Genomic DNA, 12365 nt, shown 5'->3' on the forward strand with positions numbered 1-12365 from the left:
GATATAAGCCGGATCATCATGCACAAACACATCACGTCCCTGGCGGGATTGAACTGGGATGACCTCAAGTTTTTCCTGGAAGTGGCGCGGCTGCGCAAGGCCAGCAGCGCGGCCAAGCGCCTGGGCGTGGACTACACCACCGTATCGCGGCGCATCAATGCGCTGGAAGCCGCCCTCGGCACGCTGCTGTTCGAAAAATCCCGCACCAATGGCTTTAGCCTCACCCATGAAGGCCAGCGCCTGCTGGGCTATGCCGAAACCGTTGAAAGCACACTGCACATGGCCTGCGAACAAGTCACCGGCTCTGGCCTTGCCCCCTCTGGGCATGTACGCATGGGCTGCACCGAAGGTTTTGGCAGCTTTTTCATCACCCCCTTGCTCAGCCAGTTCGTACAGCAGTACCCGGCCATTTCAGTGGACATCCTGCCACTGCCCCACTTCATCAGCCTGTCCAAGCGCGAAGCGGACATCGTCATCGCCCTTGAACGCCCCGAGCACGGCCCTTATGTGTGCTGCAAACTCACTGACTACAGCCTGCGCCTGTACGCCACCGCCGAGTACCTGGCCCGCCACCCGCCCATTACCGAACTGGCCCAGCTCCCGGCCCATCCGTTCGTAAGCTATGTGGACGACCTAGCCTTCAGTGCCGAACTGCTGTACCTCAACCACCTGCTTCCCGCCGCCAGCGCCCGCTTGCGCAGCACCAGCGTAGTAGCGCAGATGATCGCCGCCCGCCAAGGCTACGGCCTGGCCATCCTCCCCTGCTTCCTCGCCAACGAAGCCCCGGACCTGGTGCTTGTGCTGCCGGAAAAGGTCACTGTTACGCGGCAGTTTTGGATGTATTGCCGGGAGGATTTGAGGAAGTTGAAGCGGATTACTTTGTTGTGGGATTACATCAGGGCGGAGACGGAGTTGAGGCGAAGGGTGTTGATGGGGATATAACGTTTAGAACGTCATAACTATGACGTCATTGCAAAGCTTATAGCTGAGTCACAAATTATTGCGACTCAGCAATGCGCCACACGACCATTAAACTAATTTAATATAAAATTACTATTTTATACACTGGAGGATTCTAGTGATCGCGGCTGGCTGCCGAAGTAAACAAAATCATCGAAATCCTCATGCCTAAAAGTGTCATGCCTCTCATAGTAGTTATAGACCACCGACAGCTTTTGCTCATTAACAGTCGGAGCGCTATCATGAAGCACTTTCCGCCCTTGCATTATAAGGAGGGCCCCCTTCTCGGCATAGATCTGGCGATACTCTGTCCAAGGCATTTTTTTACTTGGATGGGTACGTTCTACTTGTATCCTTAGAGGTGCTTCCTTATTAGTTGTAAGGAACAACAAAACCGTGATCCCGTTGGTATCATAATGAAGGCCCAAGGTACCACCGCCAGGTGGATACGCCTTGATATTTATATCGGATGCAGGATAAGGCGAAACGACGGTGTCGGTATGGGTAACTATGCTAACCAGCGGAATTATAGCATGGTATACCGCCACCAGCTCCGGAAGTTCTCTTCGTACGTCATCGCCTCTGAATACGTGATGGTAGTATTCGCCTCCCATATCTGAAACTGCATCCGTGCCCAACCCCTTGTGCCGAACCAATGTAACACGATCTGCTTCGATAGCTCTATTAGCACGATCTGCCAACGAATCACAAAGAGGCGAAGGTATCAGCCCCTTAACAATTGTAACAAAATCATAAAAATATTCCCGTCTGTGCTTATTTACGTTAAACATTACGTTGCGTCTTCCTTAGACAATGTGTGGCGCAATCAAATCCTATGACTAGATAAAACGAAGGTCAACTTTTTTTGAGAGCATACCCCTATTGACAAGGCGGACCAAAAATGGCAAAGAGCGAAAATAACGAAGGGAAATACATGAAAATAGAAAGCAAGGACCTCATTTTAGGAATATTAGTCACTGCGATCTGGGGGAGCAATTTTTCAGTTATTGGTTTAGGTTTAGAATCGATGGACCCGTTCATTCTTACCTTTCTAAGATTCACCTTTTGTGCAATACCAGGTGTTTTCTTTATTGCCAAACCTAAAGATGTTTCCTACGGCATACTTTTGCTTTACGGGGCACTCTTTGGCGCCGGGCTATGGTGGGTTGTAAACTTTGCCATGTTCAATGGTCTTTCAGCAGGTATGTCTTCCATTTTTTTACAATTCAGCGCCTTCTTCACCATTTTGATTAGCTGCTTAATACTTAAGGAGAAAATTAATGGGGCGCACATCGCCGGGATGGTTTGCTCTGCCACGGGACTTTTGATGATATTATATTTATCAGAATCGCGATCGACAACCTTGGGAATTTTCTTCGTATTACTAGCAGCTTGTTCATGGTCACTATGCAATATTTTAATAAAAATAAAAAAACCAGCGGACATGCTCGCGTTCATTATCTGGTCCAGTCTTTTCTCCTTTCCCGTAATATTTTTATTGACCCTTCTAACCAAAGGTCTCTCCCCGTTCGAAGATCTGCTATCAAACCTAACCTGGGGTGCAAGCTTTTCGGTTTTGTTCCAGGCTTATATCACGACTATTTTTGGCTATCGCATCTGGAATAATCTGATGAAAAAGTATCCTGCGTCGACTGTAGCGCCTTTATCACTTATTGTTCCAGCTAGTGGCTTGCTAACGTCCTACCTTTTCTTTGGAGAAGACCTTAGCCTCTTCCAATTACTTGCTATTCTGCTAGTTTTTGTTGGGCTTGCCATCTTTATTATGTCTTCACGCCTAGCTGAATTATCCGTAAAATTCATACCTTTTTCCCAAAAACCTTAAGAGCACTGAGAGCTTCAGCTTGCCGTTTAAAGGCAATTAGGAGTAGAACGCTAGGGGCATGGGCTCCCTAGCGTTCTACTGCAGACCGTGTTTTACATGCTAGCTTTGGCCTTATATATCCCATTTTAGTGGTTATATATCCGGCCCCTAGGCCTATCTTCAGGCGATCAATTCCTTCACTCCAACATCAACCCACTCAACCTGCGCACCCTGCGCCTTACTGTTTCTTCGAATACCCCTGGGCGGGGTTCTACCAGGCTGAACCAGCGGCGGGCGCGGGTGATGCCGGTGTAAATCAGCTCTTTAGTCAACACGGGGTTGAGTACATCGGGCAGTACCAGGGCGGTGTGTTCGAATTCCGAGCCTTGGGATTTGTGTACGGTCATGGCGTACACGGTTTCCACGTCTGTCAGGCGGCTGGGCAACACGAAGCGCACCCCGCCTTGGCCGTCGTTACGGGGGAAGGCGACGCGTAGGGTCAATTGGGAAGCGCCCTCGGCCTCTGGGAGGCGTAGGGCGATGCCGATGTCGCCGTTCATCAAGCCCAGGCCGTAGTCGTTGCGGGTCATCAGTACCGGCCGGCCTTCATACCAGTGGTGGTCGCTTTCAATCAGGGCATTGGCGTAGAGCGCACGGGTGGCGCGCTGGTTGACGGCTTCTACGCCCCAGGGCCCTTTGCGCACCGCGCACAGCAAGCGGAAGCTGTCGAAGGCCTGCAACACGCTGCTGGCCCATTCCAGCCATACCGGGTGGGTGAGTGGTGCCGTGGCCTCTGGGCGATGGTCGCGCAGCACGGTGAGGTAGTGCCGGTAACCCAAGGCGCCGGTGCCGGCCTTGGCCGCGCCGTTGAGCAGCAAGCGCTCCAATGCGTGATCCTGTTCACCTTGCAGGCGGCAAGTGGCGATGTCGGTGAACCCGCGGTCGGCCAGTAACCGCCGGGCGTCTTCTGGCCGCTGTTGATTGACCGCTCGGGCCAGTTCCCCGATACCACTGCCTTCGCCAAAGCGGCGAGAGTAGCGCAGCATGACCAGTTGTTGCGCCAAGGGATGCTCATCGGCGCTGCCTTCAAGTAGCGGCTCATTGGCCAGGCTTTGCCCTGCCACGGCTTCGAGCCAGGCGCGGGTTTGCAGGGTGTAGAACCCTTGATCTGCATCGCGGCACAGGTCGCCCAGTACCGCGCCGGCTTCTACCGACGCCAGTTGGTCTTTATCACCCAGCAATACCAGGCGGGCGTTGGCGGGCAAGGCTTCTAGCAGGTTGGCCATCATTTCCAAGTCGATCATCGAGGCTTCGTCCACCACCAGTACATCCAGCGGCAATGGGTTGCCCCGGTGGTGACGGAAATGCCGCGTCCCTGGCCGGCTGCCCAACAAACGGTGCACGGTAGTCACTTCCGTAGGAATGCGCGCCTTCACCGCTTGGGCGACGTTCAGCCCTTGCACCTGTACCCCAATGGACTCGGTCAGGCGCGCGGCGGCCTTGCCGGTGGGGGCCGCCAGGCGGATGCGCAGGGGCCGGTTGGCTTCTACCCTAGGGCCCTGCAACAACGCCAGCAAGCGCACCACGGTAGTGGTTTTGCCGGTACCGGGGCCGCCAGTGATGATGCTCAAGGCGGCGCGGGTAGCCAGGGCACAGGCCAGTTTCTGCCAGTCCACGGGTTGTTCGGCGTGGGGCGGGAACAGTGCATCCAAGCGTTGCGTAAGGTCGCCGGGCACGTCGGCCGCTTCGCTTAGGCGGCCACGCAGTGAAGCATCCACGGCACGCTCGTAGTTCCAATAGCGCCGCAGGTATAGCCGGTTGCCCTTGAGCACCATGGGCCGGGCGGTATCTGTGCCATTGCCTTCGGCCACCAGCGAAGAGCCCTGCAAGCTGCGTTGCCAGGTGGCCAGGTCCAGCGTGGCCAGCACCACGGAGGGCAGTATTTCGTTCTGTTCGCTGGCTTCGCCTTCGGGCGGCAGCGACAACGCAAAATCCGGCTCTAGCAAGGCCTGAGCGAGGTCCAGGCAGACATGGCCGTGGCCCAGTTGGTGGCTGGTCAAGGCAGTGGCCAAGAGTACGAGAGGGTCTGTACTGGGCACGCGCTCTGCGAAAAACCGAACCAGCGCCTCATCCAAAGGCCTCAGCCAGCCCCGTGCCACCCACAGGCGCAAGAGCCGAAACAAGCCTTCGGGGGATGCCAAGGGTGAGCTGGCGAAGGTACTGTCGCTCATAAGCTACCTCCGAATAAATCCGCCTGAGCGCCCGCCTGTGGCTGGCCCAGTTTGCCTTGGAACAACAGGTCCAGCTGCTCGATCAGCGCCCGGGGCGGCCGGTTAAAGTACACACCCCGAGTACGCGCGCTCAAACCGCGCAAGAACACGAACAAAGCGCCGCCCATGTGCTCGTCGTAGTCGTAGCCTGGCAGCCGGGCTTGCAACTGGCGGTGCAACGCCAGCAGGTAGAGTACGTACTGCAGGTCATACCGATGTTCCAGAATGGCCTCCTCCATGGCCAGCGGCGAGTAGCTGGCGTCGTCGGCGCCTAGCCAGTTGGATTTGTAATCGGCCACGTAATAACGCCCCTCGTGTTCGAAGCACAGGTCGATAAAACCTTTGAACAGGCCATTGAGGCGATGCCCTTCGGCGGCGGCGCGAGCAGCTCCGCCATGGGTGTTCTGGCGCACCAGGGTATCCAGGCGGTGCACATCGACTTCGCGGCTGGAGAACCAGAACTCCATTTCATAACGGTACGTGCCCACGTCGGCCAGCCGCACCGGGTGGTCTTCGCCCAGCGGCAAGGGCACGTTGAGCAACCCGTTGAGCCAATGCTCCAGCGTAGGAATCCAGTGGGCCCAGCCGCGGGTGGCACAGCGTCGGGCAATGGCGTCGTGCAACAGTTGCGGCTGGGCCGCCAGGGTGCCGAAGCCCTCTCGTGCGGCCCACTCCAACAACCCGTGAAGGAAGGTGCCTGGGTGCGGGCCCCGTGGGAACTGGTGGATGGAGCCCGCAGAGGTGAGCTGCACAGGCACGTTGCTCAAGGGCTCATCATCCACCAGGTTTTGCGCCTGTAGGCTGTCTGGCGCCAGGCCTCCACCGTCTATGCCATCGGCGATGCGCAGCGCACTGTAGGACGCGATCCACCAATGTTCTGCCGCGCGCCGGGTCGGTTCGCGCGCCGGTTGCGAGCGCTTTTCGCTGCGCGGCGCCTCGTAGACGTGGTCGGTCACCGTCGGTAAGCCTTGCACGGCCAATGCATCAGAGCCACCTTGAACAGCCGTCAGCCAAGCGTCCAGCTGGGTAGACTCGGCCAAGGGCTCGCCGCCGCCAAGCAGATAGCCCAGGGCCGAACGGTGCAGGGCTGAGCGGCTTTCCCGGCCACGCTTGAGGTCCGCCACGCCCAGCCAGCAGGCATATTGCGCGCGGGTCAGCGCCACGTAGAGCAGGCGCAGGTCCTCCCCCAGGCGCTCGTCATCCGCCGCCGCGATGGCATTGTCGTCGGGGGCCATGGACACCCGTACCTGGCCGTCGCGCGCGTGCCAGGTCACCGGTAGCCGGCTGCCATCCACCGGGCGCGCGCTACAGATGAAGGGCAAGAACACCAGGGGATACTCCAAGCCCTTGGACTTGTGGATGGTCACCACTTTTACCAATTGCTCGTCACTTTCGAGCCTGACTACCTGTTCTTCACCACCGTCCTGGGTGCTGCTAAGACGCTCTGCCACATAGCGGATAAGGGCCTGTTCGCCGTCCAGTTCGGTGGAAGCTTGTTGCAGTAACTCAGTGAGGTGCAGCAGGTTGGTGAGCACTCGCTCGCCATCCGGACGGCCAGTGAGCCGTAGCGGCAGGTCAAAATCATGTAACAGCCGCCGCAGCATGCTGAGCACCCCCTGGCTGCGCCACAGTGCCCGGTAACCGCGAAACTGCATCACCCGCGCTTCCCAGGTCAGCTCATTGCGGTTCAGCGTTTCGAGCTCCGACAAGGGGCGGGCCAGGGTCACGCTGGCCAGCGCAGCACGTAGCAGGCGGTCCGCATCGGGCTCGGCGCAGGCGCGTAGCCAGGCCAGCACATCCAAGGCTTCCTGGCTGTGAAATACGGACTCTTTGTCCGAGAGGTAAACGCTGCGCACGCCCCGCGCCCTGAGCTGGGAACGGATCGCGCGGGCTTCGCCGCCATCACGCACCAGAATGGCAATATCTGCCGGCGCTAAAGGGCGAAGGCTGCCATCCGTGTGGGCGAAGCCGCAGCGGCCGACTTTACTCAGCTCCAGCAGGCGCACGATTTCGCTGGCGCACGCTGGCGCCAGTTGATCCCGGTAAGCGCCATTGGCCGCGGGCTTGTCACTGGCCAGCGCCCAGAAGGTCAAGGCCGGTTGATCTTCACCCGCGACCTGCCAGCGGTCTTTGCGCCCTTGGGCGGCCACTGGCAAGAAGGGCACCGGATTCTCGTCCCCTTCCCGGAACAGAAACGCCCCGCAGCCTTCAACGCGCTGCTCGGCCTGGGCGAATACCTGGTTTACTGCGCTGACCATGGCATCACTGGAACGGAAGTTGGTGCCCAAGCTATGCAGGCGCCCAGCACTGGCACGACGAGCCCGCAAATAGGTGTGGATATCCGCCCCACGGAAGGCATAGATGGCTTGTTTAGGGTCGCCGATCAGGAAAATACCCAGCTCAGGCAGGTTGTCGGCGATCCGGTAGAGCCGCTCGAAAATGCTGTACTGAATCGGGTCTGTGTCTTGAAATTCGTCGATCAGCGCGACGGGAAATTGCTCGCGGATCAGGCTCGCCAAGGCCTCGCCCGCCTCTCCTCGCAGGGCCGCGTTCAAGCGCAGCAGCATGTCGTCGAACCCCATTTCAGCACGACGGCGCTTCTCGCTCTCAAAGCGCGCAGCCACCCAGGCAGCGGCATGGTTAAGCGCATCCGCGCCGGGGTCGGGAAGGTTTTTCAAACGCTCGCGCAGGGTGGCCATGGCTTCGAAGGCAGCGTGGGATGGTGGCTCGGCCTTCCAGGCTTCGGCAATGCCCTCGGGCGTAAGCCGCTCGAAGCCCTTGCCAATGTCCAAATGCAGCGCATCTGGGTCTTCGTGCCACTGGGCCAGGCTTTGTAACCAGGGCTCAAAGTACCGTGCCTGCAGCTTACGGGCGTCCACCGCCTTGGTGGCAATGCCTTGCAGCAGCAGTTCCCGTACTTCCTCAACCCAGGCACCCCACGGCTGTTTTAACTGGGTTAACTCGTCCAGCCGCTGCTGTAAGCCGGTTTCGATATGCTGGCCGGGGTGGGCGGCACTGTCCAAAGGCCCGGCATCGCCCAGCATGGCCCTAACCCGAGCGAGCAGGCTAGCAGGGGACTTCCAATGTTCCCGTACCCACGCCAGGGTGTCGCCCACCATGCCGTAGCAGAACTGCCGCCAGTAATCGCGGACCACTTCTCCCAGCAGCTCGCTATGGTCGGTTTCCAGGGTTTGGGTGAACAGGCTGCCGCTGTCAAAGGCGTGCTCGCGCAGCATGCGTTGGCACCAGCCGTGGATGGTAGAGACGGCCGCTTCGTCCATCCATTGGGCAGCGGCATCGAGCTTGCTGGCGCAAGCCGGCCATTGGTCTTGGGGGTAATCTTCGCGCAGCTGGTGCACCAGCGAATCCGGCGCGGGAATTTCATCACGGAAGAACTGCGCAGCCTGCGCCAAACGTGTGCGAATACGGTCGCGCAGCTCCTTGGTGGCAGCATCGGTAAAGGTCACTACCAGGATTTGCGGCGGTAGCAGTTCGCGGCCAAAGCCTTTGCTATCGCCGCCATGCCCCAGCACCAGACGCAGGTAGAGCGCGGAGATCGTAAAGGTTTTGCCGGTGCCGGCGCTGGCCTCGATCAACTGGCTGCCCCGTAGCGGGAAGGTCAGCGCCAATGGGCGGGTTGCTACCTGGCTCATTGCGCATCCTCCTGTGCCTGAAGATCTGCCCAGGGGGCCTCTACCATGGGTTGATAGAGTGTCGCAACCCAGCCCTCGAAGGTTTCGTCCCGGGTCAGCGCGTCGAAATCCGGGTATTGCCGGGCAAGGGAGAGGTCCCGTGTACGCTCCCCGACCGCGGCGTTAAAGTCGCTGCCGTCGTAGGCCACTTGCGCGGCCTTCAAGCCACTGTCTCGGTCTTTACCACTTAAGAACGCAAAGGCGGTACGCGGCGCCACGGGCAAGGGGCGCGTCATGCCCAGGCGCCAGGCTTGAAGTAGGTCTGCCAAGGTTTGAGCGGCCTGTGCCTGTGGCAATGGCGGCAACAGCAAGGTGGTATCAGTGGCCACGACTGCGGTGTGCAAGGGCAAGCCTTGCGCGCTTGCCAGTATATGCTGCACCCAGCTGTCGATAAGCCGTGACCATTTACGACCCCCCTTAGCATTGATGGCATTGGCCACCAGGGTCACGCTGAGCAATGACTGGTCGCTTGCTTGATGCACGCTGCCTAGCCAACCATCCACTACCACACCATGGGCCTCGACGTGCAAGGGTAAGGTACCGTTCAACGGCTGTGGCCAGCGCGCTAGCAGCGTTTGGTAGCGGGTGATCAAATCTGGCAACGGGGCGATTAACTCAGCCTGCATCAACTCGCCGAACCCGGCCATGGGCAAGTGCCCAGCGGCCTGCAAGCGGTTGGCCAGGGTGTGTAGCACATCATCAAGTTCTGCGCCGGTGCCTTGTAAAGCGGCTTCCAGCAAATGTTTACTCAAGCCGTAGTGCTGCAAGCTGTCGAGGGTGAAAGGTTCGGCTTCATCCAAAGCCCCTTGAACCTGCTCGAAATAGACTTTTAGCCGTTGGGTGTAGAAATGCTTTACCGGGTTTCGTAAGAAATTGGCCAGCACCTCCGGCCCAATCGGCGCTTCGGGCTCGTAGGCAGGCAGGCTTTCTTCATCCACGGTGAGGGGTACGGGCACGTGTACCCGCTGCCACTCCCGGGCATAGCTGAACAACTGCGCTTCACCGGCTTGGAAGTACCGGGCACTGAAGGGCTGGAGTGGGTGCTCGATGCTCAACGCGGCGGTCAAGGTTTCACCATGGCCATCGTCCCTAAGCAACTGCCAGCCGCTGGCCAAGTGGTCTCGCAATTGACCCACCAATACCGAAGGGGGGCGCTCGGTGTTGTCACGGATACTGCGGCCTACCCAGCTTATATACAGCTGAGTGCGCGCCGAGAGCACGGCCTCCAGCAACAGATAGCGGTCGTCTTCGCGTCGTGAGCGGTCACCAGGGCGATAGTCCGTAGCCATCAGGTCGAAGTCCAGGGGTGGCTGGGCGCGCGGATAGTCACCGTCGTTCATACCCAGCAGGCACACTACTTCGAAGGGAATGGCGCGCATGGGCATCAGGGTGCAAAAGTTGACGGACCCGGCCAGGAAGCGCTGGTTCAGGCTGCCTTGATCAAGCCCGGCCAGCCAGGCTTCGCGCACCACGGTCAGAGGCAGCGCATCGGTCAGCCCTACTCGCTCGCAGGCTTGCAGCCACTGATCGCGCAGCTCATCCAGTTGAATAAGCACGTACTGCGCATGCTCCTCTTCGGGCAGGAAGAAATCCACCAACAGCTGTTGCAAACGCTCGCCCCATTCGGCGGGCGACGCAGGGTTGGCCAGCACTTGATACCAGGCATCCAGGCGCTCTACCAATGCATACAACGGCCCAACCATCGCGGCATCCAGCCCACCTACTTCATCATAGGGCTCTACGCCATCGAAGCCTTCTCCACCCCCTACCGCGTAACCCAGCAGCATTCGCCTCAAGCCAAACCGCCAGCTGTTCTGCTCCATTCCCTGAGGCAAGCCCAAAGCATTGCGCTGCCTGGCATCGAGCCCCCAGCGAATGCCGGCGCCTTCGATCCAACCGTGCAAAATAGCCAAGGATTGCTCTGGAATGCCAAACCGCGCGCGCAACGCCGGAACGTCCAGCAGGTCGAGAATCTCGCCCACTGCAAAGCGGCTATCGGGGAGTTGCAGCAGGTGCTCCAGGGCAATCAACAGCGGGTCACGCCCGCGCTGCCCTTGGTCATTGAGGGTGAAGGGGATATAGCGTTTGTCTTCCCGAGGCACCTGGCCGAACACCGCACGAATGTAGGGCGCGTAAGCGTTGATGTCCGGCACCATGACAATCACATCGCGGGGTCTGAGGCTGTCATTGGCCGAAAATCGCTGTAGCAGTTGGTCGTGCAGTATCTCCACTTCACGCTGGGGACTGTGGGCGATGTGGAAGCGAATCGAATCATCCGTCTCTGGATCTACTGGGGGCCATAATTCTCGAGACTCGCACAGCGGGCGCAGTTCGAGGATATCGTTCTGCAACTGGCTGAGCAGAGTGGTGAGCGTATCCCCTTCACTGAACAGGTCGATCTTGCCGTCGCTGAACGCGCCGCGGTAGCTATCCGGTTGGTCGAATTCGTCCAGCAAGCTGATGTAGTCTCGCCCTTGCTTGCCCCAGGCGGCCAATAAGGGTTGCGCGTGCTGGTGCAGGCTTTCGGCATTGATCTCGAAGGGCATGCCGGCCTTGCGCTGCTGCCGTCGATACTCCCGGCGCAACAAGTCTTTATCTGCAACGATATCTGCCCAGTGGTGACGGCAGGGGTTGTGCACGCACAACAGCACCTGGGTGAAGCGTGCGAGGCCGGCCAGCGCATGCAGCAGTTGGGCAGGCAGTGAGGAGATACCGAATACGATCACTCGCTTGGGCAGCCCCGCGGGGGCCTCCTGCGCGGTGCTGATAACACTCATGTAACGGTTATGCACACCCGCCCGGCTTTGGGCCATGCCTTCACTGCCTACATCCTCAAGCAAGGCCTGCCAGAGCGCGGCCTGCCAACGGTTAGCCTCTGGCAAGGGCGCGACTTGGCCGCGAGCCCCCCTCAATTGAAAGGCGCCTTGGGCCCAATCTTCCAACCAGTCGGCACGATACACCTGGTATTGGTCATAGAGGTCGGCCAGGCGTTGTGCCAATTGGTAGCGTTTGCGCATATCGGCGTCGTCGCCCAGGAATCGCGCCAGGGGCTCGAACACCGGCTCAGCCATAACCACTGGCAGCAAGCGCATCAACCGCCAAGTGAGAGGCGTTTTATCCAGCAAGGACGTCTCTGGGATACTCGCCTTCCCCAAGACCGCGCGGTACAGCTGCCACATAAAACTACCTGGCAATTGAACATCGATTGCCGCCGCAATGCCACAGCCCCCTGCATCGCGATCTTCGGCCAACGCCATTTTCAACCATTGGGCAATGCCATTACTCTGTACCAGGGCTACTTCGTTTTCCAGGGGCGCCAGTGGATAGCGCCGCATCCACTCTACGACCAGGCTGCGCAAATCATCGGGACGGTTTCCATGGATCACCATGAAGCCAGGCGTTACGGCTTCGGTCACTGACATTCGACTGTCCTGGTAGAAGGTTAGCGGGCAAGGAGCTAAAACGAAGTGTATGGGATTAGCCCGTAGCAGCCCAGCGCGCCACACTGATTGCGGTAGGAGCCAGCGGAGCTGGCGAAGAACGCTGTTCGCCAGCTCCGCTGGCTCCTACACAGGGGCTCGAGTGTTTTCAGGCCACACAGACAAAACCCCTGACCGCGGA

The 12365-nt window shown here is 59.0% G+C and carries 6 protein-coding genes; 2 read left to right on the forward strand and 4 right to left on the reverse strand.

What is annotated here, in order from left to right; translation table 11 throughout:
• The first annotated feature begins 18 nt into the window (after window positions 1-18).
• Complete coding sequence (locus tag ACWKV4_RS17695; RefSeq protein WP_483833410.1) at window positions 19-942, forward strand: LysR family transcriptional regulator; 924 nt, start codon at window positions 19-21, stop codon at window positions 940-942.
• A 116-nt stretch (window positions 943-1058) separates the two neighbouring features.
• Here the strand turns inward: ACWKV4_RS17695 and ACWKV4_RS17700 are convergent, their stop codons facing one another.
• Window positions 1059-1751, reverse strand: a complete 693-nt coding sequence (locus ACWKV4_RS17700) for a hypothetical protein (protein ID WP_483833411.1) — start codon at window positions 1749-1751, stop codon at window positions 1059-1061.
• 110 nt (window positions 1752-1861) lie between these two features.
• Here ACWKV4_RS17700 and ACWKV4_RS17705 point away from each other — a divergent pair, with 110 nt between their 5' ends.
• The gene (locus ACWKV4_RS17705) at window positions 1862-2803 is read left to right on the forward strand and encodes an EamA family transporter (RefSeq protein WP_483833412.1); all 942 of its coding nucleotides are present in this window, start codon (window positions 1862-1864) and stop codon (window positions 2801-2803) included.
• Between the two features lie 176 nt (window positions 2804-2979).
• Here the strand turns inward: ACWKV4_RS17705 and recD are convergent, their stop codons facing one another.
• From recD to recC, 3 genes are read right to left on the reverse strand one after another with little or no spacing between them, the layout of a single operon-like run.
• Window positions 2980-5013, reverse strand: a complete 2034-nt coding sequence (gene recD / locus ACWKV4_RS17710; protein WP_483833413.1) for an exodeoxyribonuclease V subunit alpha — start codon at window positions 5011-5013, stop codon at window positions 2980-2982.
• Window positions 5010-8705, reverse strand: a complete 3696-nt coding sequence (gene recB / locus ACWKV4_RS17715) for an exodeoxyribonuclease V subunit beta (protein WP_483833414.1) — start codon at window positions 8703-8705, stop codon at window positions 5010-5012. The genes recD and recB overlap by 4 nt, the downstream gene beginning before the upstream one ends.
• A complete protein-coding gene (recC, locus tag ACWKV4_RS17720; RefSeq protein ID WP_483833415.1) occupies window positions 8702-12166 on the reverse strand; it encodes an exodeoxyribonuclease V subunit gamma in 3465 nt (1154 codons plus the stop codon). The genes recB and recC overlap by 4 nt, the downstream gene beginning before the upstream one ends.
• Window positions 12167-12365: the final 199 nt, after the last annotated feature.

This window comes from Pseudomonas artemisiae (assembly GCF_057128685.1).

Coding starts and splice junctions, on each gene's coding strand:
- ACWKV4_RS17695 (WP_483833410.1), top strand. CDS start 19: ATGCACAAACACATCACGTCCCTGGCGGGATTGAACTGGGATGACCTC.
- ACWKV4_RS17700 (WP_483833411.1), bottom strand. CDS start 1,751: ATGTTTAACGTAAATAAGCACAGACGGGAATATTTTTATGATTTTGTT.
- ACWKV4_RS17705 (WP_483833412.1), top strand. CDS start 1,862: ATGGCAAAGAGCGAAAATAACGAAGGGAAATACATGAAAATAGAAAGC.
- recD (WP_483833413.1), bottom strand. CDS start 5,013: ATGAGCGACAGTACCTTCGCCAGCTCACCCTTGGCATCCCCCGAAGGC.
- recB (WP_483833414.1), bottom strand. CDS start 8,705: ATGAGCCAGGTAGCAACCCGCCCATTGGCGCTGACCTTCCCGCTACGG.
- recC (WP_483833415.1), bottom strand. CDS start 12,166: ATGTCAGTGACCGAAGCCGTAACGCCTGGCTTCATGGTGATCCATGGA.